A 22,194-nucleotide genomic window follows, 5' to 3' on the forward strand; every position below is an offset into this window, starting at 1 on the left:
CCCGCGCCCGGGTTGAGTGAGTTGGTACTAGTGGCTGGTACCCTCGGAACGGGTGATCTTGTTCCACACGTTGTACTTGCCCACGGGCTTCTTCATGGGCAGGCGCTTCACCTCTTCCAGGGTCCTGGCATCGTAGATGATCAGGGCGCCGTCCATTTCCCACAGGCTGGCCAGGGCGTAGCGGCCGTCCTTGGTGAATTCGATGTGGGCCAGGGTCTTGCCGGGGACGGGCTTGAGTTCCTTGACGATCTCCAGCTTGTCCTTGTCGATCACCTGCAGGGTGTCCTTGGCCGGGCTCATCATGGAATCGACGAAGGCGTAGCGGCTGTTCTCGTGGCTGCGCAGGAAGAAGCCGGCTCCCCGGGTGACGATATCCTTCACCGGTTTCCAGTCCTTCATGTCAATCACCGTCACCTTGCCTTCCTTGAGGTTGGTGGAGGCCATCACGGTGCGCCCCTGCCAGTTCCAGGTGATGCCGGAGCCCAGGTGGGGCATGCCGGAGAGCTGCAGTTCGGCCACCTTGCGGCGGGCATCCAGGTTCACCACCTGGCCCTTGCCTTCCCGGCTGGTGCCCATCACTTCGGAATAGCTCTGGTCGAAGAAGAAATCGTCCAGGGGGTCGATGAGGCGGGTGCGGCGGGGGTTGAGGAAGCCGGGCACCGAGACCCCTTCCTTGTACTGGTAGTCATGCACCAAGCCGTCGTAGATGGGGTGGGCTTCCGGGTCGTAACTGATTTCCCAGACCTCGGGCATGTCCTTCATGGCGGCGACGAAGCTCTTGCGCGGCGCAGCGTCGTATACCGCGGAAACCCGGGAGCTTTCCTTGCCGTCGGCGCTCTTGGCGTCCATCACCTTGATCAGATTGAGGTCGGCGTCGAACAGCACCAAGTCCTGGGGCAGGTAGTTGGCGGCGATGACGTACTTGCCATCGCCGGAGACGGCGGCATTGCGGGTATTGATGCCGGCCCGCACCTCGGCCACCACCTTGAGGTTCCACAGATCGAACTTGGTCAGCCAGCCATCCCGGGAGGCGAAATACACGAAGCGGCCATCGGGGGAGAACTTGGGCCCGCCGTGCAGGGCATAGCGGGACTGGAAGCGGTAGATGGGCTCCAGCTTGTCGCCGTCCAGCACGGAAACGTGATGGTCGCCCCCTTCCACCACCACGAAGAGGTTCATCGGGTCAGCCTTGAAGACGGGCTTGGGCGACAGGGTTTTCTCATCCACATGCTGAACGCGGGAGGCGCGGATGTCCTTTTCCGTCCAGGTCGGCTTGGGGCTCACCGGGGCGTAGGCGTAATCGGCCAGGGCGGCGATTTCCTCAGCCTTGAGGGTGGCGGCGAAGGCTGGCATCTGGGTGGCCGGGCGGCCTTCCTTGATGGTCTTCAGGGCTTCGGCCTTTTTCAGGCGTTCCAGGTTCTCCGGCAGCAGGGCCGGGCCCATGCCGCCGAGCCGATCGGCACCGTGGCAGGCGGCACAGTGCTGCTGGTAGAGCGTGGCGGTGTTGGTCACCGGGACCACCGGGGCGGCACCGGCCAGGGTTGCTGGAGCCGCGGCTTCGCCGGCCTGGGCCGGCCGACTGGCCAGCCACAGGGCACCCAGACCCAGGGGCACGGAAAGCAGCCAGAAAGCCAGGCGGGCAGGAGAGGATGGGGGCCGAGCTTCGCTGCCCGGCCGACAGACGGCAGCAACACGAGCCTCGCGGGCGCCGTAGATGGTGGCGAAGGAAGAAATGGGGCGCTTCATGCCGTGACCTCTTTGCTTTCCGAGTGGATGGCGTCGTGGTTGGCCGAATGGCCGGCGGCATCGGCCTGGGCCACGCCGATTTCCTCGTCGGTGAGATAACAGGCCGGGTCTTCGGCCCAGGGGTTGCCGGTGAGCTGCTGGGCCCGTACCCGGGTATTGCCGTTGCACAGCTTCAGGTAGGCACAGGCGCCGCAGCGCCCTTCCACGGGCCGGGGATGTTGCTTGAGGCCGGCCATGAGGGGGTCGGAAAGGTCGTTCCACAGGGTGGAGAAGGGCCGCTCCTTCACATTGCCCAGGGTGTGGTGCCACCACATGGTGTCCGGGTGCACATTGCCCAGGTTGTCGATGTTGGCCACGTTCACACCGCTGGCGTTGCCGCCCCATTGCTCCAGCTTGGCGCGGATGTGGGCCACCTTGTCGGGGAAGCGGCGGGCCACCCAGCGCAGCAGGTAGACGCCATCCGCATCGTTGTTGCCGGTGACGAATTCCTTGTGCAGACCTTTCTGCCGATAGTCCCAACAGGTATCGAAGAGCAGGTCCATGGCCTGACGGGTGGCCTGGTGGTGGGTGTCGGTGCGGCGGTTCTTGTTGCCCCGGCCAGCGTAGTTGAGGTGGGAAAAGTAGAACTTGTCGATGCCCTCGGCCTCGATCAGCTTGAGCAGGCCCGGCAGATCATGGGCGTTGTCCTGGGTCATGGTGTAGCGCACGCCCACCTTGATGCCCCGTTGCTTGCACAGCTGGATGCCGGCCAGGGAGGCATCGAAGGCGCCCTCCAGGCGGCGGAACTTGTCGTGGGTCTCCTTGATGCCGTCCAGGCTGACGCCCACGTAGTCGAAGCCGATGTCGGCAATGGCGTCGATATTGCTGTCGTTGATCAGGGTGCCGTTGGAAGACAGGCCGACGTAAAAGCCCATGCCCTTGGCGCGGCGGGCGATGTCGAAGATGTCGGGCCGCAGCAGGGGCTCACCGCCGGAGAGGATGAGCACCGGCACGCGGAAGGCCTTGAGGTCGTCCATCACCGTGAAGACCTGCGCGGTGTTCAGTTCGCCGGGAAAGTCCTTGTCGGCGGAGATGGAATAGCAGTGCTTGCAAGTGAGGTTGCAGCGGCGCACCAGGTTCCAGATCACCACCGGCCCGGGCGGATTACGGCGGGGGCCGACGGCGGAAGGGCTGACCAGCTCGTCCATGAATTGGGAAATGCGGAACATGATGCCTCCAACAGGAATTGCTCCCATTGAACGACAGCCCCGGCTCACCGGGCATTGATGCGCATCAAGCCGGGTGAGTGGCCGCCCGCCGTGCCGGCTCAAACACAAGCCAGACCCGACGGAAAGGCCCTCAGTTGCTTAGCTGACGCACCGTGGCCCGACCATCAGCCTTGGCGGCATACATGGCCTCGTCGGCAGCCTGCAGCAGGGATTCCGCCGTGGCGCCATCCTGGGGAGAACGGGCCACGCCGATACTGGCGGAAATTTCCACCAGGCCCACCCCCAGGTGGAAAGGCTGATGCACCACCTGGAGAATCTTTTCGGCCACCATCACGCAGCTTTCCCCATCATCCAGGGCCGGCAGCAGCACCACGAATTCATCGCCCCCCAAGCGGGCCACCGTGTCTTCATCCCGCAGACAGCCGGAAATCCGGTTGGCCACCAGGCGCAGCAGTTCATCCCCAGCCTGGTGCCCGTAGGTGTCGTTCACCGGCTTGAATTTATCCAGGTCAATGAACAGCACCCCCACCTGCTGATGGCGACGGGTCGCCTGGGCGATGGACTGACCCAGCCGGTCCATGAACAGCGTACGGTTGGGTAGCTGGGTCAGGGGGTCGTAGTGGGCCTGACGCCAGATGTCCTGCTCCCGCAGCTTCTTCAGGGTGATGTCGGAAAGTAGCGCCACATAGCGTATCAACACCCCTTCACGATTGCGCACGGCGGTGATCTTCAGCCATTCCACGAAGATGCTGCCATCCTTGCGACGATTCACCACCTCCCCTTCCCAGTAATCCTTATCCGCCAGGGATTGGTACATGGCCTGGTAGAACGCCGCATCGTGATGACCGGAGGCCAGGAAGGAGGGCACTCGTCCCTCGGTTTCCTCGGCGCTGTAGCCGGTGATATGGGCAAAGGCCGGGTTGGTGCGCACAATCACATTGCGGGCGTTGGTCACCAGGATGCCTTCGGAGGCGGCCTCAAAAACCGACTGGCTGATCAGCAGGGATTCCTCCAGGGCCACCACCCGGCTGATGTCGGAGAAGGACACCACGGCACCGGTGGCGTGGCCATCTGCATCCAGCGGCAGCTGGCGGGTGCTGACGGCGATCCAGCGACGCCCCCCATCGGGCAGGACAACGCTGTACAAGCCCTGGGAAGACATTTCCCGCAGGGCACGACGGCTGGGGTAATCCGCTGGCGACACCGGTTGACCATCCCGCAGCACGAGGGCGACCTGACGCTGCAGCAGCCCCTCCTCGGAAACGCCGAGAATGGAGAGGGCCGATTCGTTCCACAAGATGATGTTTTCGTTGGCATCCACCAGCATCATGCCGTCAGGAATGACATCAAAAACTGTGCGGTAACGGCTCTCGCTGACCTTCAGGCGTTTCTCCAGCTGGCTGCGCTCGGTCACGTCATGGACGATGGAATAGAGCAGGGAACGGCCATTCAGCTCCATTGGCCCGGAATAGACCTCTACCTGGCGAATCTCGCCACTGGCCAGGCGATGGGAAAAGAAGAAGTGCGCCCGGAGTTCGGCCTTGGCCCGGGCCATTTCCAGCTTGATGGCGTCCACGGGCAGGCAGTTGATGTCGCTGATATGAAGTGCTTCCAGCTGCGCGCGGGTGTAACCGTAATAGTCGCAGGCGGCCTCATTGGCCCCCACGATCTGACCGCTGGTTTCATCAATCAGCAGTTTGACCGAGGCGTTTTTCTCGAACAGGCTGCGATACAGGTTTTCGTTCTGCTCCAGACGCACCCGCTGGCGCTGTACCCGGAAGAGCAGCACAACGATGGCCACCATGAAGGAAAGGACGAACAGGGAGCCGATCAGGTTGGCCCGCCGACTGGTGCGGATTTCCCGCTCGACCGGGGCCAGGGCATCCTGTTCCGACAGCCCGACATACACCACCAGTGGCAAATCCGGCAGGCGGAACCAGGAGAAGGTGCGGCGCACCGGTTCGTGAGAGGCCTCGTCGCTGAAGCTCCCGCGCATGTCGCGCTCATTCCCCAGGTAGGGGCGCCCTTCCTTGACGGACTTGCCCAGGTAATTCAGCAGATTGGCGCTACGGGCCAGATAGGTGCCATCGCCCCGCACCATGCCGGCACTGTCGTTTTCCCCCAGCCCCAGGCGTTCCAGGGTCTTGGAGAGATAGCCGGGGGACACGGAGAGGACGAGCACGCCGGCGAACTTTCCGCCTTCGCGGATGGGCCGGGTAAATTGGATCGTCCATTGCTGGGAAACCCGTCCCAGAATCGGCTTGCTGATAAACAGCTTATCCTCATCCGGCCGGTCGGCATGGACCCGGAAATGCTCCCGGTCCCCCAGATAGACCCGCGGCCCGCCCAAATTGGAGTAATCGAGGTAACCCTTGGCATCAATGACGCCCACCTGCGCCAGGGCACCCGAGGGGAAGGCCCGCAGGGCGGCCCGAACCCCCTGGTCGAAAGAACGGCGCTGGGTGAGGTGCTTGTCCACGTACTCCAGACGCAGATTTTCCATCACATAGTTGAGCCCGCGCACCACCGCGGACATCTGTTCTGACACCCCGCCCCCGATCTGGCCGGAGACGCGCTGCAGGTTGGCCATCGTATCGGCCCGCATCCGGGCATGGCTGCTCAGCAGGCTGTACCAATAGCCCCCCAGGGCCAACAGGGTCGTCACCACAATCGTGGCGATGAGTAGACTAAAGCGGGTGCGAGGCGTCATGGGGAAGGAGGAAAGGAACACCGTCAAAGTCCCCGCGCAGGTCGTCAGCCCAGAGCTAAGACTTAAGTTATGTTCTTTTCATTGTATGCCATAGCCCCCCGCAAGGGACACCGATCGCATATGCCAAGGCAGAATTTTTACCCGGATTCAATGCGCATCAACAACACTGCGCGATGGATTGCCCCGCTCGCCTCCGCCCGACGCCGGAAGGCCCATCAGCCGCCGATGCGCAAGCCGGTCTTTTTCAGGATGCGGGTGGAAAAGAGGATGTCCCGGGCCCCCAGGGCGCCCGGGAATTCGGCGGCGACGAGGGCGGCGATGCGCGCCACCTCGGCCACCACCTCCTCCCGGCTCTTGCCGTGCACCATGGCGAAGAGGTTGTAGGGCCAGCTCGGCGGATGGTCGGGCCGGCGGTAGCAATGGGTGACGGCAGCCAGTCCGCCCACCCGCTCGCCGACGGCGTCGATCACCGTCGGGTCGATCTGCCACACGCTCATGCCGTTGGCGGTGTAGCCGATGGCGTAATGGTTGGGCACGGCGCCGATGCGGCGGATGGCGCCGGCCTCCAGCAGACGGCCCAGGCGCTGCCGTACCTCGGCCTCCTCCATGCCCAGCTGCTGCCCGAGAACCCAATAGGGACGGGGCTCCAGGGGCAGGCCGGCCTGGGTGGCAAGCACCAGGCGGCGATCCAGGTCATCCATGCGGAAAGTGGCGTCCATCAAGGGCTCCAGGGCAGACAGGTGGCAACCGCGACGCCGGTGTGAGAGGCCTTCACCGCATTCATGCCTGCAACTTCATTTCAACGAAGTATTCCTTCTCTTTCGGGAAGGGATACACCGGATAGCCGGTGGCGGTCTCGATGGCCTGCACGGCCGCGTCGATGCCTTCCGGCGTTTCCGTGGCCAGCACGAACCACATGTTGAAGGCGTGCTCCCGGGCGTAGTTGTGGGCCACCTGGGGCAAGGCATTCACCTGTTCCGCCACCCGCTCGAATTCATCTTCGGGCACCGCCATGGCGGCCAGGCAGAAGGCGCCGCCGAGGCGCTCGATCTGGAACATGGGGCCGAAGCGGGTGAGGATGCGGTCATCCAGCAGGGATTGCAGCCGGGCCAGCAGCTCAGCTTCACCGATCCCCAGTTGGGCGGCGGCTTCGGCGTAGGGCTCCGGGCTCAGGGGGAAGTCGCCCTGCAGGGCATTGATGATGCGCCGGTCCAGCTCGTCCGGCTCCCGGGCGGGGGCCAGGGCGGCGCGGCGGGCGGTGCGGGCGTTGCCGGCATCAGCCATGGGCGGCCTCCTGGGGCATCCCGGCAGCGGCCCGGGGCGCCTGGGGTGCATATTGGGCGCCGGTCTGCTTGTAGCGGCGGGTGGAAAAGAGCAGGTCATGGGGGTGGGCATCCAGCCCCAGGCGTTCGCCCAGGCTGCGGCGCAACTCCGCCACTTCGTCCCGGGCCTTGCCGTGGATCATGCAGAAGAGGTTGTAGGGCCAATGGGGTAGCTGGGCGCGGCGGCGGTAGCAGAGGGTGACGCCGGGCTCGGCGGCCAGGCGTTCGCCCAGGGCGCTCACCGCGTCTTCCGGCACCGCCCAGACGCACATGGCGTTGGCGGTGTAGCCCAGTTCGTGGTGCCGCACCACCACGCCGAAACGCTTGAGGATGCCCCGTTGCAGCCATTCGCCGAGCAGGGCCAGCAGGCGCTCCTCCCCCATTTCGGCGCGGTAGGCCAGGGCCTTGAAGGGGCGGGGCTCCAGGGGCAGGCCCTCCTGCAACACCGGCATCAGGCGACGCTCTTCCGCCGTCAGGGCAATGGGCTGGTCCAGGGAGGGTACGGCGGCCACGGGCTGGCGCCGGCCGGCGCCGCCGGAAAGATCGAAGCCCAGGTCGATGTGGAACTCCTCCACCAGGGGCAGGGAAATCACCGGGCAGCCGGTTTCCACCTCGATGGCGGCCAGCACCTGGCCCAGGCGCAGCAGGTCCGGTGCGGTGGCGACGAACCACAGGTTGTAGGCGTGTTCCCGGGCGTAGTTGTGGTTCACCTCGGGGTGGGCGCTGACCCGGCCGGCCACCCATTCCAGGCGCTCTGGCGGGGCCTGCAGGGCGGCCAGGGTACTGGCGCCGACCCGGCGCGGGGCGAAAACGGCGCCGATGCGGTTTACCAGGCCCGCTTGCTGCCAGTGGCGGTACTGCTCCAGCACTTCCGCCTCGCTCAGGCCCTGGGCCTCGCCAAGCACGGCGAAGGGCCGGGAGACCAGGGGGAAATCCCGCTGGTAGTCGTTGAGCAGGGGAAAGTGGGCAGCGTTCATGGGCGTGGGCGCAGGTTCAGGCAGGCGGGGCTCAGAAGCCGGTGCGGGCGGCACGGCTGGTGAAGAAGATGCCGCTGGGGCTGTCGGCCTTCAGCTCGGCCACCGGCTGCTTGCTGCGGGTGTCGAAGACGGTGACCTTGTTGTCGTCCCGGGCCGAGAGCCAGACAGCCTCGCCGCGGGGGGAAAACTCCATGTGCAGGATAGCCTTGCCCGGTTGCAGGGTGTGGGTGACCTTGCCCTCCAGGGTATCGAGCACCTGCACCCAGCCGTTGTCGGGGAAGGCGAAATTGACCCACACCTCGCGCCCGTCGGGCCGGGCCATGACGAACACCGGCTGGCTCTTCACGGGGATGCGGCCGGTTTCCTGCCAGGTCTTGGTATCCACCACCAGCACCTCGTGGCGGCCGATGGCGGGCAGGTAGGCCTTGCCGCCGGCGACGGACCAGCCACGCAGGTGGGGCATCTTGTACACCGGCAGGGCCTGTTCGCCCTTGCCGTAGCCGGCGAGGATCTTCTTCACCCCCAGCTCCGGCTGCCAGGTGTCGAGCATGGCCAGGCCGTCCTCACCGAAGAGGCCGGCGATGTAGTAGCGGCCGTCCGGCGTCACCAGGGCGTCGTAAGGCTGCTTGCCGGCGGAGTACTTCTGCACCTTGGGCGCCTTCGGGCTGGAAAGGTCGGCCACCCAGATTTCCCCGGCTTCGAAGAGAGAAAAGGCGAAACGGTTGCCGGAGAGGTCGGCCAGGCCCACCACCTTGGAGCGCACCCCGTTCATGTCCACAGAAGGAATGTCGGCCACCAGCTCCAGGGTTTCCGCATCGAAGGCCTTGATACCGCCCGGCTCGTAGTTCTGGGCCACCACCAGCTTGCCGTCCTGGGAAATGGCGCCGCCGATGGCGTTGCCGGCCTGGACGATGCGCTTGGCGATGCTGGCGGTGAGGATATCCACCTTGGTCAGGCCGCCATCGCGGCCGAAGACATAGGCGTAACGCTGGTCACGGCTGAAAACCACGGAGGCGTGGGAGAGGTCCCCCAGGCCCGGCACCTTGGCCAGGGAGGTCTTGGTGGTGGTATTGACCACCTGCACCTGGCCGATGGAACGCTCGATCACCACCCCCAGGTCGCCACTGCCCCGGGGCGCCGGAGCGCTGGCGCAACCGGCCAGGAGGGAAAGCAGCAGGGCAGGCAGGAGCAGGAGACGGGAGGCGGCGGGCTTCATGGCAGTCTTTCGCGGGCAATTCATGGGATTATTCGGTGGGAAAGCCGGCCTGGAGCTGTTGCACGATCCACTGGGCCTCGGCTTCGCTGACGATGCCCTTGAAGGGCGGCATGGGCGTGCCCGGGCGGCCGTAAAGAATGGTGGCCACCATGCTCTCGGCAGGGCGCTGGCGGAAGGTCTCGGCGGTGAGGGCCGGCCCCAGGCCGCCCTTGAGGGTCAGGCCATGGCAGGAGCCGCAGTCCTGGCGCACCAGGTGCACCAGTTCCCGGGCCCGGGGGGCGGATGGGCCGCCTTCCGCAGCGACCGCCGGCGGCAGCCCGAGGGCGCCGGCCAGGCACAGGCTCCCCAGGCCAAAGGCCGGGAGGCGGGAAAACAGGGGGCGGGAAAGGAGAGCGGGCTTCATGGGCATCCATCTTGCCGAGAGGCCGGGCCGCCCACTTTGATAAGCATCAGCTTTCGCGGCAGATCAACCCTGCGCCATGTAAGGGCAAGCCCGCAACCGCGCCCGAAACAGAGGTTGCGCAGGCCGGCCAGACTCAGCCTGCCCCAGCGGCGCGGCAGGCTTCGAGTATCGGCGCCATGGCCGCCACCCCCTGGCATAGCTGCGCCGGCGCGAAGGCGGAAAAGCCGAGCACCAGCCCCGGGGGGCCGGGCTGGCTGCGCCGGTAGAAGGAGAGGGGCCGGGCCTCGACGCCCCCTTGCGCCAGGGCCGCCGCCACCGTCCGGTCATCCCCGGGAAAATCCAGCAGGGCTGCCGCATCCATGCCCGTGGTGATGGGCAGCACCGTCAGCAGACCGCCTAGCTGGCGGCGGCATTCCGTCTGGAAGACTGCCGCCCGCTCGCCGTAGCGCAGGCGCATCTGGCGCAGGTGCCGGGCGAAATGGCCCTCGGCGATGAAGGCGGCAAGGACGGCCTGGGGCGCCACCGGCAGGTGCCGGCAAGTCAGGGAGATGGCCGCGGCGCAGGGCTCCGCCAGCCACTCCGGCAGCACCACATAGGCCAGGCGCAGGGCGGGAAAGAGCAGCTTGCTGAAGGTGCCCATGTAGATCACCCGCCCGGCCCCGTCCAGGCTCATGAGGCTGGAGAGGGGCGCTGCATCGAAGCGGAATTCGCTGTCGTAGTCGTCCTCGATGATGGTGGCGTCGCAGGCCTCCGCCCAGGCCAGCAGGTCCAGGCGCCGCTCCAGGGGCAGGGCGCCGCCCAGGGGCGACTGGTGGGCCGCCGTGACGTAAGCCAGGCGGATGTCCGACGCCACCGGCAGGGGCGGCGAGGTGCACAGGCCGGCGCCATCCACCGGCACGTCGATGACCCGGCCACCGGCCAGTTCCACCAGGCGGGCGGCCCCGGGATAGCCCGGGTCCTCCACCAGGGCAGCCTGCCCGGGGTCCAGCAGCAGGCGGATGCACAGGTCCATGGCCTGCTGGGCGCTGCCCAGGATCATCACCTGCTCTGCCCGGCAATCAATGCGCTGGGCGTAGCGCAGGTGTTCGGCGATGGCCTGGCGCAGGGGCCGGTAGCCGGCGGCCTCGCCGTAGGCCATGGCATCGGGCCGGGCCTGCCGGTTGCAGCGGTGGCTGAGCTTGTTCCAGACGGCCCAGGGAAAGGCCGCCAGATCGGGCTGGTTGGGGCGGAAAGGCACCGCCGTCAGGCTGGATTCGTAAAGGGGAAAAGGGCTGTCGGCCAGTCGGCGACCCTGGCGGGACAGGCGTGATAGGGGAGAAGGAGGCGATGGGGGAGAGAGATGCCGCCCCCCGGGCAAGGCCGGTACGACGGGGCGGGCCGGCGCGCCCTGGAGGCGCAGGGCATCGACGACGACGGTACCGCTGCCGGTGGTACTGGCCAGGTAGCCTTCGGCCATCAGCTGTTCATAGACCGACAGCACGGTGCCCCGGGACACGCCCTGCTGGCGGGCCAGGTCGCGGCTCGACGGGAGGCGCCGGCCGGCGGCGATGCGGCCGGAGAGGATGGCCGCCCGCAACTCATCGTACAGCCAGCGTTGCAGGGTTGTTCCGGCGGGGCGGGGCGCCAGCCCCAATTCCAGTTCCTGTGCGCGCCGCATGATGCCATGGCCCCCGAGTTCAATCGTGATGGCAGTCCCGTTGCTTCGAGACAGCAAAGCAATCAAGTGGACTACTGAAAATGTTGTAAATGGTCATTTTCATAGTACCACTCAGACCCTAGGATGAATGCCTCCCGCCCCGAGGCGGGATTTCCCCCTTCCCCATGCAACGACAGGATTTAGGACTTCACTCCATGGAACAACGATTCGACGTCAGCCAGCTCATTCCCGATGGCTACAAGGCCATGTACGGCGTGCACACTTATGTTCAGGGCTGCGGGCTGGACCTGGGCCTGCTGGAACTGGTGCGCCTGCGCATCTCCCAGATCAACGGCTGCGCCTTCTGCGTTGCCATGCACGTTCCCCTGGCCCGCAAGTACGGCCTGAGCGAACACCAGATCAACCTGACTGCCACCTGGAAGGAATCCCCGGTCTTCAGCCCCCGGGAACGGGCTGCCCTGGCCTGGGCGGAAGCGGTCACCGTGATCGTCGCCCAGGAAGTGCCGGATGCGGTTTATGCCGAAGTGCAGGCCCATTTCAGCCCGGAGGAGATCGCCAAGCTCACCCTGTGCATCGGCGAGATCAATACCTGGAACCGCCTCATGGTGGCCTCCCGCACCCCGCCAGTGCTGGGCTAAAACCAAGCCGACCAGACTGGCCAGTCTGGTCGGGCTGAGCGGCATACCGGGCCACCGGGCCATCATGCCCGGCCCGGGAACGGGCCTCACCACCCGGCTCCGGCTTTTTTCCGGCCAGACCTCCCCGGCCTGGCCTGTCGGCGCCTACTGGCTGGCGAAGGGGTCGGAACGACCGCCCCAGAACATCAGCTGGGTGGGAGCGCCGGGAGCGGCCGGATTGCCCGGCAGGGCCAGGCCCAGGGCCACCGGCTTGTCCTTCAGCAACTGGCGAATATGGGCGGCAGGCACCGGCCCTTCGATGATGTAGCCCCCTACCCGGGAGGTGACGAAAGAGGCGAAATTCTCCGGCACCGCCAGCCAGCGGCGGGTGGCCGCCACATTCAGCACCTCGCTGCGGCGCACGGTGAAGCCGGCAGCCTTCAGCTGACCTTCCCAGGCATCGCAAGGCTGACACTTGGTTTCGTGGAAAGTCTCAATCATCATGGCTCCGGCCTGGGGCTCGGCGGGAGCAGCCGGGGCAGCCGAGACGGCACCGGCAACGCCGAGAGCCAGGGCTGCCGCCCCGACCCGCGCGATTCGCTGTAAAAACTGTTTCATCGTGCTTTTCATCCTTCAAAAGAACCCTGGCCCCGACCAAGCGAGGAAGCCATTCGCCCCGCAGGATGGCCCAGGGCCGGAGGGCAATTCCTTGATCAAGGTTAGATCGGCCCCGAAGAATTGCCGGAAGGAGCATCGCCAGCCCCACCCGGCAGCGCCCCGGGGGCGACGGCGGAAAGCGTCGCCGAGGATGGCGCAAGGGGGCGGGACGGCCCCGCCGGGCAAGGCGGAAAGGTAATGCGCAGGAGGGTCCCAGCAGCGCCCGGCGGCGTCTCGATGGCCACACCGGCGCCATGGCGCTCGACCACTTCCTTGACGATGGCCAACCCCAGGCCGGCGCCCTCCCCGGTACTGTCCGCCGGGCGGTAGAAGCGCTCGAACACCCGGGCCCGCTGGGCGGGGGGAATGCCCGGCCCGTCATCCTCCACCACCAGGAAGGGGCCTGTCTCCCCGGGGCCGCAGCGCACCGTCACCCGGCCCCCCGGGGGGTTGTACTTGAGGGCGTTGTCGAGCAGGTTGGCCAGCAGCTCCCGCAGCAGCCAGGGGCTGCCGCGTACCCGGGCCGGCGCTACTTCGAAGCCCAGGTCGATGTGCCGACGGCGGGCCTCGTCCACCCAATGGGTGACGTCCTCTTCCACCAGCCGGGCCAGGTCCACGGGCTGGAATTCATGGGCGATGTTGGCCTCGGCGCTGGAGCGGGCGAAGGACAGCAACTGGTGGGCCAGATGGCCGAGGCGGGTGGTGGCGCCGCACAGGCGCTCCATGCGGGCCCGGTGCTCTGGTGGCAGCTCCTGGACGGCCAGTTCGAGCTGGGTCTGCAGGCCGGCCAGGGGCGTGCGCAGCTGGTGGGCGGCATTGGCCAGGAAGGCCTGCTGGGCACTGGCCGAATCCCGCAGGTCGGCCATCAGCCGATCCATGGCATTGACCAGGGGCTCGGCCTCCAGGGGAACCTCGTTGCGCGGCAGGGGCGAAAGGTCGGTGGAGGCGCGGCGGGAAATGTCTTCCCCGAGATGGATGAGGGGCATCAGCCCGGTTCTCACCCCCACATAGACCAGCAGCAGGGAAGCCAGGATCTGCAGCAGGTTGGGCAAGATCATGGCGGCCAGGATGCGGGAGGCGGTGCTCTCCCGCTTGTGGGTGGTTTCCGCCACGGTGACGGTGACGGGGCCGGAGGGGGTTTCCAGGCGGTAGCTGGCCTTGCGGATGCGCTGGCCCCGCAGCATGGCGTCGGAAAGGCGCAGCTGGTGGGCGGCATCCAGGCCGTCCGGCAGCAGATCGGCATCTCCCGCCAGCAGGCGGCCGTCGGGCCCGAAGGCGGAGAGAAATTCCTGGTCGGCGCTGTCGGAGCGGAGGATGGTTTCCGCCACCTCCGGCAACTCCACGTTGATCTGCCCGCCGCTGGCCTGAACCCGGGCGGCCAGGGCCACTGCGTCGTCCTCCAGTGCATGGTCGAAGGCGGCCTGGGCGGGTTCCAGGGCGATCTGGTAATCGGCCACCAGGCTGAGGCAGAGCAGCACGCTCAAGGGCGTCAGGAGAAAGAACAGCAGGCGCTGGCGCAGGGTGCGGCGGGCCCGGTGGAGGCGGCTGGCGATCATGGGGCGGGCACCTCGTCGAAACGGTAACCGATGCCCCGCACGGTGAGGATTTCCACCGCCCCGCCCTGCAATTTGCTGCGCAGCCGGGAGACGTGGATTTCCACGGCGTTGCTGGTGATTTCCCGATCCCATTCGCTGAGGCTCTCCACCAGCTGGCGTTTCGACACCACCCGGGGGCTGGCCAGCATCAGTTGCTGCAGGATTTCCCACTCGCGCCGGGTCAGCTCCAGGGTCCGGCCGGACTGGCGGGCGGTGCGCTGTGCCAGGTCCAGCTGCACGTCGCCCACCTGCAGGGCCGACGAGAGGGCGGAACGGCTGCGCCGCAGCAGCGCCCGCAGGCGGGCCAGCAGCTCCGGCAACAGGAAGGGCTTGGTCATGTAGTCGTCGCTGCCCAGGTCCAGCCCCCGCACCCGGTCTTCCAGGCCATCCCGGGCGGTGAGCATGAGGATGGGCAGGCCGAGCTTGCGGGCACGGATGCGGCGCACCAGCTCGTGGCCATCCATGCCCGGCAGGCCGATGTCGAGAATGGCCAGATCGTAATGGGTCAGGCTGAGGGCCGATTCCGCCGGCTCGGCGGCGGCCAGGTGATCCACGCTGAAGCCGCCCCGCTCCAGCCCTTCGCGAATGCCCTGGGCCAGCAGGGCATCGTCTTCGACCAGGAGTACGCGCATCGAGGGCTGTCCGGAAATGGGGAGGCGCCAATTAATCATGGCCAGCCGCCAGTTCCCTGACTGCCAGTTTCCTGACGGGGAGCGACAGGAAAACGAAGGCATGGCCCGACTAGAGTGGCGCCTTCCCCATCCCCCGGAGCCGCCATGGATATCCCGGCCACCACCGCTTTGCCCTCCCAGCCCGACGCCTGGCCTGACACTGGGCCAGATGCCATTCCCGGCGCCCACCACCCGGCTTATCCAGCCGCCCTGCGCCGGCTGCATTGGATCTCCGCCCTCATTCTGCTGGGTGCCGCAGCCATCGTCCTGGCCCGTGCCCTGGCGGACGACGGCAGCACCGAAAAGCTGCTGACGGAGCTGCACCGTGCCGTGGGCAGCTGCATCCTCGTGCTCACCCTGCTGCGCCTGGGCTGGCGCCTGAAGGGCGCCCTGCCCCGCCACCCGGCCCTGTCGCCCCTGCTGCGCCTGGCCGCCCAGGGCGCCCACACCGGGCTTTACCTGCTGCTGTTTGCCGTACCTCTGCTGGGCTGGAGCCTGAGCAGCGCCGCCGGCAAGCCGGTGCGGCTGGCCGGCCTGATTCCCCTGCCCGCCCTGCTGGGCCGGGACCGTGACCTGGCGGACGACCTCGCCCACTGGCACACCCTGGCCGGCTACCTGCTGCTGGGCCTGGTGGCCCTGCATGTGGCCGCCGCCCTCTGGCACTTCGCCGTACGCAAGGACAACGTCCTCTATTCCATGTTGCCCCTGGGCCCCTTGCGCCGGCCCCACCCCTGACCCCAGAAAAAGGAGAATGCCCATGACCCCCGCCCTTTCCCGACGCCTCGGCAGCGTTACCCGGCAGTTGCTGGCCACCCTGGTCCTGGCGCTCCTGGCCAGCGCCGCCCAGGCCGTGCCCAGCTATAGCCGGCAGACCGGCCAGGAATGCGCCAGTTGCCACATGGGCTCTTTCGGCCCCCAGCTCACGCCCTATGGCGTCAAGTTCAAGATCGGCGGCTACACCGACAGCGACGGTGGCGACGGCAAGATTCCCCTCTCCGGCATGGCGGTGGGCACCTGGACCAGCACCGGCAAGGGCCAGCCCGGCGGCGCCGCACCCCGTTACGGCGACAACAACAATACGGCCCTGCAGGAGCTGTCCCTGTTCATTGCCGGCAAGCTGGGGGAGCACGTGGGCTCCTTCTCCCAGATCACCTATTCGGGCATCGACCGCAAGGCTGCCCTGGACCACGTGGATATCCGGGCCGCCGGGGAAGCCAGCCTGGGCAGCCACAGCGCCACCCTGGGCGTTTCCCTGAACAACAACCCGACCCTGCAAGACCCCTTCAACACCCTGCCCGCCTGGCGCTTCCCCTACAGCACCTCGGACCTCGCCCCGGCTCCCGGCGCGGCACCCCTGCTGGACGGCGGCCTGGAGCACACGGTGCTCGGCGCCACCGGCTATGCCTACCTGGACAATGGCCTGTACGCGGAGCTGGGCGGCTACGGCGGCATCGGCAAGCGTTTCCTGGAGCGGATCAATGTCATCAGCGACCCGCTGGACCCGGGCCAGCAGCTGAAGGGCATCGCCCCCTACTGGCGCCTGGGCTATTTCAAGGACAACAAACGGGATGCCTTCTCCGTCGGCCTGGTGGGGCTCAACGCCAAGCTGGGGAACTACGGCAGCGGCGGCCCGACGGACCATTACAACGACTTCGGCGTGGATGCTTCCTACCAGTACCTGGGCAACCGGCAGCACGTCTTCGCCCTGGGCGGCAGCTACATCCGGGAGCGACAGACCCTCAATGCCACCTTCGGCAGCGGCGGCGCCGACAACACACGCCTGACCCTGGACCAGTGGAACGCCAGCGCCTCCTACCATTACGCCAAGACCTACGGCGTCACCCTGCGCTACTTCAACATCAGCGGCGCCCGGGACAATACCTTCTACGGTGACAACCGCACCGGCAAGCCTGATTCCTCCGGCTGGACCCTACAGGGCGACTGGACGCCCTTCGGCAAGGAAAGCTCCTGGGGCGCCCCCTGGGCCAACGTGCGGATGGGCCTGCAATACACCTGGTACAACCGCTTCAACGGCGCCAAGGACAACTACGACGGCACCGGCCGCAACGCCAAGGACAACAACACCCTGTACGGCTTCATCTGGACCGCCTTCTGAGGACATGCCCATGAAATCCCAATCGCCCCGCTCCCTGCCCGGATGGGCCGGACTTGCCTGCATCTGCTGCATCGCCGCCCTGCAACTGCTTCTCGGCGGCGCGGCCTACGCCGCCGGCAACCCCGGCATCGGCGCCGACCTCTTCGACCAGGAATGCGCCGACTGCCACAGCGTCAAGCCGGGCAAGAACAAGAAAGGGCCGAGCCTGGCCGGCATCGTCGGCCGCAAGTCCGCCAGCATCGCCGAGTTCAGCGGCTACTCCGACGCCCTCAAGGCCAGTGGCCTGACCTGGACAGCGGACAACCTCGGCAGCTACCTCAAGGCGCCGAAAGGCCTGGTGGCCGGCGGCAAGATGAAGTACGACGGCCTGGCGGACGACAAGGCCCGGGCCGATCTGCTGGCCTACCTGGCGACGCTCCACTGATCCAGGCGGCGACGCCAGTGCAAAGAAAAGGGGCGGCCAGATGGCCGCCCCTTTTTGCTGATGCGTGCCCCCTGGCTGAGGGGCACCGCTTTTTGTCCGTGCAGACCGGCGCCGTGCCGGCCTCAGCAGCCCTTCATGCCCGGCTTGCAGCCCTTCAGCATCCACAGGGAAATAACACCCACGGCCTCGTTGGCCATGGTCTTGCGGCCCAGGCTGGTGACGCTGCGGCCGTTGCTGGTCACGGCATTGACGTCGGCACCGGCCTGCAGCAGCAGGGTGGCGTTGGCGGACTTATCGACGTAGGCCGCCATGTGCAGGGGCGTGGCGCCCTCCGCATCCCGGGCATTGACGTCGGCACCGGCGGCCAGCAGGGCCTTGACGACACCGCTGTCCGGGTTGGTGGCGGCCAGGTGCAGGGGGGTGGAGCCCATGGCGGTGCGGGCATCCCGGGCGGCCGGGTTGGCTTTCAGCAGTTTCTGCATTTCCGCCGCGCTGCCCAGGCGGGCAATGTCGTGGATGGGCTGGTCCGGCGACAGGCTGGCCTCTTCGGCCCGGGCGCCGGGGGCGAGGAACATGGTCAGCAGCAGGCTGAAAACGAGGCCAATGGACAGACCGATGAGGGAGCGGATGGCGTAGGGCATGGGCGTATTTTCCTCAGGCAAAGGTGCAGCACAAGGAATGGCAAAGAGTAGCGAAATAGTCGGTGGCAAAGCGCCCGGCCAACAAGGCCAGGCGAACGGGCCTGCGGGGTCCTGTGCGGGCCTCATGAATGGGGCGTAGCATCGGGCAGCTGCAACAAAACGTCTTTCACCTGGATCAAAAGAAGACGGGAGAGTTCCCGCCACGCCGCAACCTCGCACTGCGAAATAACCGGACGTTATCACCTTAGAGCCACCGGTTCTTTGCCGGCGGGGCGCCATGGTTTAGATTGCAGGCCAAACCGGATTTCAATCCCCCTCAGATTCCCCCATTTTCCCCGAGGACCGCCATGAAAATCGCCAAGGATGTAACCCAGCTGGTCGGCAAGACCCCCCTGGTGCAACTGAACCGCGTCGCCGCCGGCATCGAGGGCACCGTGGCCCTGAAGCTGGAATATTTCAACCCGGCCCACAGCGTCAAGGACCGGATCGCCGTAGCCATGATCGACGCCGCCCAGAAGGCCGGCAAGATCAAGCCCGACACCATCGTGCTGGAGCCCACCTCCGGCAACACCGGCATCGGCCTGGCCATGGTCTGTGCCGCCCGCGGCATCAAGGCCGCCTTCGTCATGCCCGAGACCATGAGCCGTGAGCGCAAGCTGCTGCTCAAGGCCTACGGCGCCGAGCTGATCCTCACCCCCGGCCCCGACGGCATGGGCGGCGCCATCAAAAAGGCCCAGGAGCTGGCCGAGAGCGATTCCCGCTATTTCATTCCCCAGCAGTTCGAGAACCCGGCCAACCCGGAAGTGCATCGCAGCACCACCGCTGAGGAAATCTGGGCCGATACCGACGGCCAGGTGGATATTTTCGTGGCCGGCGTGGGTACCGGCGGCACCGTCACCGGTGTCGGCGAAGTGCTGAAGGCCAAGAAACCCGGCGTGCAGGTCTTCGCCGTGGAACCCGATGCCTCCCCCGTGCTTTCCGGCGGCGCCAAGGGCCCCCACCCCATCCAGGGCATTGGCGCCGGCTTCGTGCCCGCCGTGCTCAACACCCAGGTCTACGACGGCGTGGTCCGGGTGAAGAACGAGGACGCCCTCAACACCGCCCGCCGCTTGGCTACCGAAGAAGGCCTGCTGGTGGGCATTTCCTCCGGCGCCGCCGTCTGGGCCGCCCTGGAAGTGGCGAAGAAGCCGGAAAACAAGGGCAAGCTGACCGTGGTGGTGATCCCCTCCTTCGGCGAACGTTACCTCTCCACGGTGCTCTACCAGCACCTGGAAGTCTGAGCCATCGGCCTTCCCGCAACGCCCCGGCCCGCCGGGGCGTTTTTGCATTCATCGCCCTCATCCCTTTCATTTCTTTTCGCCACGGCCTGCCCATGACTGCTCCCGTCCTCATCATCCCCGGCATCGGCAACTCGGGCCCGGCCCACTGGCAGAGCCGCTGGCAGGCCTTGGAGCCGGCCCTGCAACGGGTGGAACAGGAAAATTGGGACAGCCCCTGCTACGAGGACTGGCGCGACGCCCTGGAAGCGGCGGTGGCGGCGGCCCCGCAAGCGCCGTTGCTGGTGGCCCATAGCCTGGGCTGTCTGCTGGTGGCTCGCTGGGCCCTGGAAACCGCGCTGCCGGTGCAGGCCGCCCTGCTGGTGGCGCCGCCGGACCCCTCCGGCCCGGCCTTTCCGGCGCAAGCCCGGGGCTTCACCCTGCCCCGGGAGGCCCTGCCCTTTCCCAGCCTGGTGGTCGCCAGCCGGGACGATCCCTACGGTCCCCTGATCTTCGCCGCCCGTTGTGCCGCGCTGTGGGGCAGCCGCTTCGCCGACGCCGGCTACTGCGGCCACATCAATGCCGAGAGCGGCCTGGGTGACTGGCCCTGGGGCCGCCAGTTGCTGCACGGGCTGGGCGCTTAGGGCCGGAGAGCAACGGACCCGGCCACTGGCGGCCGTCAACCAACATCCGCCCGGTTCCGGCTAGCCGCCCATCCACCAATCCGGCTAGCGCCCGATAATCGCGGCCATCAACTCGCCATCAGGCCGCTCCCCCATTGCAGGGGATGCAGCAACGATCCAGCGGCCCTGGCGGCCGGCCGACAGGCCTGAGCGCCGGGCCGGTGATTCCGCCCGCTTATTCGGCCAGGGGCTGCCAGCCCGGGTGGTCGAAATAGCGGCGGTAGTCCTGCAGGGCGCCGAGCACCCGCACCGCCCCGCGGCGCGGGTCGGCCTTGCGGTTCTTGCCGGCCATGGCGTCGATGCCGCCTCCCACTTCCGCCAGCACCAGATGCAGCATGGCATCGGCCTCTTCCGGCAGATGGCACTGGCTGACGATGCCGCTCACCTCGGTTTCCAGACGGCTGGCCAGCTTGGCGTATTCGGCGCGGGGCAGTTTGTTGGCGTGAATGGCCTGGAGCTTCTCCCCCATGGCTTTCTGGATGTTGGCCATGCCCTGACGCAGGGCTTCGTCGGTGGCCCACTTCTGGCCGTTGTTGAGCGTCAGCCGGGGGCCGGCAGCGCCGTGATGGTGGTGATGATCCTCCGCCGCCATCATCGGTGTAGCGGAAAGGGAAAAAGCCAGCAAAGCGATGACGCGAAAGAGATTTTTGTAGGACATGGAAATTTCTCCGGCTGAGGAAGGGTCACATAGTGGGCAGGAGAAGCGGCGAAAGACATGATCCACCTCAAAAACTTCCCGGCTGAAAAGCCCTGATAAATCAAAGGGAATATGCCGTTTTTCGGAGGCGGCCCGCCAGTGCACCATTTTGGTGCATAATCTTGGGCGTTTTTTTCCCGAAAGCTTTCCATGACCGATTCACTGGATTCCTTCCTCACCCGGCTGCAGGCCCGGGACCCGCAACAGCCGGAGTTCCTCCAGGCCGTGAAGGAGGTGCTGGAGACCCTCTGGCCCTTCCTCCAGGAGCACCCCCGCTACCGCCGCCTGGGCTTGCTGGAGCGTATCTGCGAACCCGAACGGGCCATCATGTTCCGCGTGCCCTGGGTGGACGACGCCGGCCAGGTGCATGTCAATCGCGGCTACCGCATCCAGATGAGTTCGGCCATCGGCCCCTACAAGGGCGGCATCCGCTTCCACCCCTCGGTGAATCTCTCCATTCTCAAGTTCCTGGCCTTTGAACAGGTCTTCAAGAACTCCCTCACCACCCTGCCCATGGGCGGCGGCAAGGGCGGCGCCGACTTCGACCCGAAGGGCAAGAGCGACATGGAAGTGATGCGCTTCTGCCAGGCCTTCATGGCCGAGCTGCACAAGCACATCGGCGCCGACATCGACGTGCCGGCCGGCGACATCGGCGTGGGCGCCCGGGAAGTGGGCTACATGTTCGGCATGTACAAGAAGCTGGAAGGAGAATTCTCCTCCGTGCTCACCGGCAAGGGCCTGGACTACGGCGGCAGCCTGATCCGCCCCGAAGCCACCGGCTACGGCACCATCTACTTCGTTCAGGACATGCTGCGCACCCGCGGCATGGAACTGGAGGGCCTCACCGTGGCCGTTTCCGGCTCCGGCAACGTGGCTCAGTACGCCGCCCAGAAGGCCATGCGCCTGGGCGCCAAGGTGGTCACCGTTTCCGACTCCGGCGGCACGGTGCACGACCCGGCGGGCATGACCGAAGAGAAATGGTCCGCCCTGCATCACATCAAGGAAGTGGAGCGCGGCCGGGTGGAAGACTACGCCCGCCAGTTCGGCCTCACCTATCTACCGGGCCAGCGCCCCTGGGGCATTCCCTGCGACGTGGCGCTGCCCTGCGCCACCCAGAACGAGCTGGACGGCAACGACGCTCGCGCCCTGCTGCAAAACGGTGTGCGCTGCGTGGCGGAAGGGGCCAACATGCCCTCCACCCTGGAGGCGGTCCATGCCTTCCTCGAAGCCGGCATCCTCTACGCTCCGGGCAAGGCCTCCAACGCCGGCGGCGTCGCCGTTTCCGGCCTGGAAATGAGCCAGAACGCCCTGCGCCTCTCCTGGACCCGGGAAGAGGTGGACCAACGCCTGCAGCAGATCATGATGTCCATCCACGCCGCCTGTGTCGGCCACGGCAGCGGCCGGGGCAAGAACGGCAGCATCAACTACGTGGCCGGCGCCAACATCGCCGGCTTCGTCAAGGTGGCCGACGCCATGCTGGCCCAGGGCGTGGTCTAAACACCCGACGCTTTAGCCGCCCCCATGACGGCCTGCCCGGAGCGTGCAACGCGCTCCCGGCAGGCCGTTTTTCATGGCCGGCCTCGCCCCTTTCTTGACCT

General features: G+C 66.8%; 21 protein-coding genes. 7 read left to right on the plus strand and 14 right to left on the minus strand.

All coding sequences use genetic code 11. From position 1 onward, the window contains the following. Window positions 1-27: 27 nt before the first annotated feature. The 9 genes from AZSI13_RS11980 to AZSI13_RS12020 form a co-directional block, all read right to left on the minus strand. Window positions 28-1,746 carry a nitrite reductase gene (locus tag AZSI13_RS11980; protein ID WP_235609752.1) on the minus strand — a complete coding sequence of 573 codons (1,719 nt, stop codon included), beginning with the start codon at window positions 1,744-1,746 and terminating at the stop codon, window positions 28-30. Next, on the minus strand, window positions 1,743-2,954 hold the full coding sequence (gene nirJ, locus AZSI13_RS11985; RefSeq protein ID WP_235609753.1) for a heme d1 biosynthesis radical SAM protein NirJ: 1,212 nt from the start codon (window positions 2,952-2,954) through the stop codon (window positions 1,743-1,745). The genes AZSI13_RS11980 and nirJ overlap by 4 nt, the downstream gene beginning before the upstream one ends. A 130-nt stretch (window positions 2,955-3,084) precedes the next feature. After that, complete coding sequence (locus AZSI13_RS11990) at window positions 3,085-5,685, minus strand: diguanylate cyclase (RefSeq protein ID WP_109041380.1); 2,601 nt, start codon at window positions 5,683-5,685, stop codon at window positions 3,085-3,087. 194 nt (window positions 5,686-5,879) lie between these two features. Continuing rightward, a complete protein-coding gene (locus tag AZSI13_RS11995; protein ID WP_109041381.1) occupies window positions 5,880-6,383 on the minus strand; it encodes an Lrp/AsnC family transcriptional regulator in 504 nt (167 codons plus the stop codon). A gap of 61 nt (window positions 6,384-6,444) precedes the next feature. Then, window positions 6,445-6,948: an Lrp/AsnC family transcriptional regulator gene (locus tag AZSI13_RS12000; RefSeq protein WP_109041382.1), complete on the minus strand. Its 504-nt coding sequence runs from the start codon at window positions 6,946-6,948 to the stop codon at window positions 6,445-6,447. Continuing rightward, window positions 6,941-7,963, minus strand: a complete 1,023-nt coding sequence (locus AZSI13_RS12005; RefSeq protein ID WP_109041383.1) for an Lrp/AsnC family transcriptional regulator — start codon at window positions 7,961-7,963, stop codon at window positions 6,941-6,943. The genes AZSI13_RS12000 and AZSI13_RS12005 overlap by 8 nt, the downstream gene beginning before the upstream one ends. 31 nt (window positions 7,964-7,994) lie before the next feature. Beyond that, window positions 7,995-9,179, minus strand: coding sequence for a cytochrome D1 domain-containing protein (locus tag AZSI13_RS12010; RefSeq protein ID WP_201262365.1), 1,185 nt, complete (start codon window positions 9,177-9,179; stop codon window positions 7,995-7,997). A gap of 28 nt (window positions 9,180-9,207) precedes the next feature. After that, entirely contained in the window at window positions 9,208-9,582 is a 375-nt protein-coding gene (locus AZSI13_RS12015) for a cytochrome c (protein WP_109041506.1), read from the minus strand. A gap of 133 nt (window positions 9,583-9,715) precedes the next feature. Continuing rightward, entirely contained in the window at window positions 9,716-11,239 is a 1,524-nt protein-coding gene (locus AZSI13_RS12020) for a PLP-dependent aminotransferase family protein (protein ID WP_109041385.1), read from the minus strand. A gap of 194 nt (window positions 11,240-11,433) precedes the next feature. Here AZSI13_RS12020 and AZSI13_RS12025 point away from each other — a divergent pair, with 194 nt between their 5' ends. Then, window positions 11,434-11,877 carry a carboxymuconolactone decarboxylase family protein gene (locus AZSI13_RS12025; protein ID WP_109041386.1) on the plus strand — a complete coding sequence of 148 codons (444 nt, stop codon included), beginning with the start codon at window positions 11,434-11,436 and terminating at the stop codon, window positions 11,875-11,877. 144 nt (window positions 11,878-12,021) lie between these two features. Here the strand turns inward: AZSI13_RS12025 and AZSI13_RS12030 are convergent, their stop codons facing one another. From AZSI13_RS12030 to AZSI13_RS12040, 3 genes are all read right to left on the minus strand, one after another. Beyond that, the gene (locus tag AZSI13_RS12030; RefSeq protein WP_201262366.1) at window positions 12,022-12,474 is read right to left on the minus strand and encodes a DUF411 domain-containing protein; all 453 of its coding nucleotides are present in this window, start codon (window positions 12,472-12,474) and stop codon (window positions 12,022-12,024) included. Between the two features lie 101 nt (window positions 12,475-12,575). Continuing rightward, complete coding sequence (locus tag AZSI13_RS12035; RefSeq protein ID WP_109041387.1) at window positions 12,576-14,069, minus strand: sensor histidine kinase; 1,494 nt, start codon at window positions 14,067-14,069, stop codon at window positions 12,576-12,578. After that, window positions 14,066-14,740, minus strand: a complete 675-nt coding sequence (locus tag AZSI13_RS12040; RefSeq protein WP_109041388.1) for a response regulator transcription factor — start codon at window positions 14,738-14,740, stop codon at window positions 14,066-14,068. The genes AZSI13_RS12035 and AZSI13_RS12040 overlap by 4 nt, the downstream gene beginning before the upstream one ends. Before the next feature lie 144 nt (window positions 14,741-14,884). Between AZSI13_RS12040 and AZSI13_RS12045 the strand changes: the two genes are divergently transcribed. Genes AZSI13_RS12045 through AZSI13_RS12055 form a run of 3 tightly spaced genes read left to right on the plus strand, consistent with a single transcriptional unit; the run spans window position 14,885 to window position 17,319 of the window. After that, window positions 14,885-15,514: a cytochrome b gene (locus tag AZSI13_RS12045; RefSeq protein WP_109041389.1), complete on the plus strand. Its 630-nt coding sequence runs from the start codon at window positions 14,885-14,887 to the stop codon at window positions 15,512-15,514. Between the two features lie 22 nt (window positions 15,515-15,536). Continuing rightward, window positions 15,537-16,895 (plus strand): cytochrome C, encoded by a 1,359-nt coding sequence (locus AZSI13_RS12050; RefSeq protein WP_109041390.1) that lies wholly within the window; start codon window positions 15,537-15,539, stop codon window positions 16,893-16,895. Window positions 16,896-16,905: 10 nt separating this feature from the next. Continuing rightward, window positions 16,906-17,319 carry a cytochrome c family protein gene (locus tag AZSI13_RS12055; RefSeq protein WP_109041391.1) on the plus strand — a complete coding sequence of 138 codons (414 nt, stop codon included), beginning with the start codon at window positions 16,906-16,908 and terminating at the stop codon, window positions 17,317-17,319. 122 nt (window positions 17,320-17,441) lie between these two features. Here the strand turns inward: AZSI13_RS12055 and AZSI13_RS12060 are convergent, their stop codons facing one another. Next, window positions 17,442-17,960, minus strand: a complete 519-nt coding sequence (locus tag AZSI13_RS12060) for an ankyrin repeat domain-containing protein (RefSeq protein WP_109041392.1) — start codon at window positions 17,958-17,960, stop codon at window positions 17,442-17,444. Between the two features lie 347 nt (window positions 17,961-18,307). Between AZSI13_RS12060 and cysK the strand changes: the two genes are divergently transcribed. Together cysK and AZSI13_RS12070 are read left to right on the plus strand one after the other, a co-directional pair. Beyond that, entirely contained in the window at window positions 18,308-19,240 is a 933-nt protein-coding gene (gene cysK, locus AZSI13_RS12065; protein ID WP_109041393.1) for a cysteine synthase A, read from the plus strand. 92 nt (window positions 19,241-19,332) lie between these two features. Beyond that, window positions 19,333-19,860, plus strand: a complete 528-nt coding sequence (locus tag AZSI13_RS12070; protein WP_109041394.1) for an alpha/beta hydrolase — start codon at window positions 19,333-19,335, stop codon at window positions 19,858-19,860. 214 nt (window positions 19,861-20,074) lie between these two features. Here AZSI13_RS12070 and AZSI13_RS12075 read toward each other — a convergent pair whose 3' ends face one another. Then, a complete protein-coding gene (locus AZSI13_RS12075; RefSeq protein WP_109041395.1) occupies window positions 20,075-20,557 on the minus strand; it encodes a hypothetical protein in 483 nt (160 codons plus the stop codon). A gap of 189 nt (window positions 20,558-20,746) precedes the next feature. Between AZSI13_RS12075 and gdhA the strand changes: the two genes are divergently transcribed. Next, window positions 20,747-22,093, plus strand: a complete 1,347-nt coding sequence (gene gdhA, locus AZSI13_RS12080) for an NADP-specific glutamate dehydrogenase (protein ID WP_109041396.1) — start codon at window positions 20,747-20,749, stop codon at window positions 22,091-22,093. The last annotated feature ends 101 nt before the right edge of the window (window positions 22,094-22,194 follow it).

This window comes from Azospira sp. I13 (assembly GCF_003112695.1).
Classification (GTDB): Bacteria; Pseudomonadota; Gammaproteobacteria; order Burkholderiales; family Rhodocyclaceae; genus Azospira.

Bases quoted from the DNA above. Each gene is read 5' to 3' on its own strand.
- AZSI13_RS11980 (WP_235609752.1), bottom strand. From the start codon at position 1,746: ATGAAGCGCCCCATTTCTTCCTTCGCCACCATCTACGGCGCCCGCGAG.
- nirJ (WP_235609753.1), bottom strand. From the start codon at position 2,954: ATGTTCCGCATTTCCCAATTCATGGACGAGCTGGTCAGCCCTTCCGCC.
- AZSI13_RS11995 (WP_109041381.1), bottom strand. From the start codon at position 6,383: ATGGACGCCACTTTCCGCATGGATGACCTGGATCGCCGCCTGGTGCTT.
- AZSI13_RS12000 (WP_109041382.1), bottom strand. From the start codon at position 6,948: ATGGCTGATGCCGGCAACGCCCGCACCGCCCGCCGCGCCGCCCTGGCC.
- AZSI13_RS12005 (WP_109041383.1), bottom strand. From the start codon at position 7,963: ATGAACGCTGCCCACTTTCCCCTGCTCAACGACTACCAGCGGGATTTC.
- AZSI13_RS12010 (WP_201262365.1), bottom strand. From the start codon at position 9,179: ATGAAGCCCGCCGCCTCCCGTCTCCTGCTCCTGCCTGCCCTGCTGCTT.
- AZSI13_RS12015 (WP_109041506.1), bottom strand. From the start codon at position 9,582: ATGAAGCCCGCTCTCCTTTCCCGCCCCCTGTTTTCCCGCCTCCCGGCC.
- AZSI13_RS12020 (WP_109041385.1), bottom strand. From the start codon at position 11,239: ATGCGGCGCGCACAGGAACTGGAATTGGGGCTGGCGCCCCGCCCCGCC.
- AZSI13_RS12025 (WP_109041386.1), top strand. From the start codon at position 11,434: ATGGAACAACGATTCGACGTCAGCCAGCTCATTCCCGATGGCTACAAG.
- AZSI13_RS12030 (WP_201262366.1), bottom strand. From the start codon at position 12,474: ATGAAACAGTTTTTACAGCGAATCGCGCGGGTCGGGGCGGCAGCCCTG.
- AZSI13_RS12035 (WP_109041387.1), bottom strand. From the start codon at position 14,069: ATGATCGCCAGCCGCCTCCACCGGGCCCGCCGCACCCTGCGCCAGCGC.
- AZSI13_RS12040 (WP_109041388.1), bottom strand. From the start codon at position 14,740: ATGCGCGTACTCCTGGTCGAAGACGATGCCCTGCTGGCCCAGGGCATT.
- AZSI13_RS12045 (WP_109041389.1), top strand. From the start codon at position 14,885: ATGGATATCCCGGCCACCACCGCTTTGCCCTCCCAGCCCGACGCCTGG.
- AZSI13_RS12050 (WP_109041390.1), top strand. From the start codon at position 15,537: ATGACCCCCGCCCTTTCCCGACGCCTCGGCAGCGTTACCCGGCAGTTG.
- AZSI13_RS12055 (WP_109041391.1), top strand. From the start codon at position 16,906: ATGAAATCCCAATCGCCCCGCTCCCTGCCCGGATGGGCCGGACTTGCC.
- AZSI13_RS12060 (WP_109041392.1), bottom strand. From the start codon at position 17,960: ATGCCCTACGCCATCCGCTCCCTCATCGGTCTGTCCATTGGCCTCGTT.
- cysK (WP_109041393.1), top strand. From the start codon at position 18,308: ATGAAAATCGCCAAGGATGTAACCCAGCTGGTCGGCAAGACCCCCCTG.
- AZSI13_RS12070 (WP_109041394.1), top strand. From the start codon at position 19,333: ATGACTGCTCCCGTCCTCATCATCCCCGGCATCGGCAACTCGGGCCCG.
- AZSI13_RS12075 (WP_109041395.1), bottom strand. From the start codon at position 20,557: ATGTCCTACAAAAATCTCTTTCGCGTCATCGCTTTGCTGGCTTTTTCC.
- gdhA (WP_109041396.1), top strand. From the start codon at position 20,747: ATGACCGATTCACTGGATTCCTTCCTCACCCGGCTGCAGGCCCGGGAC.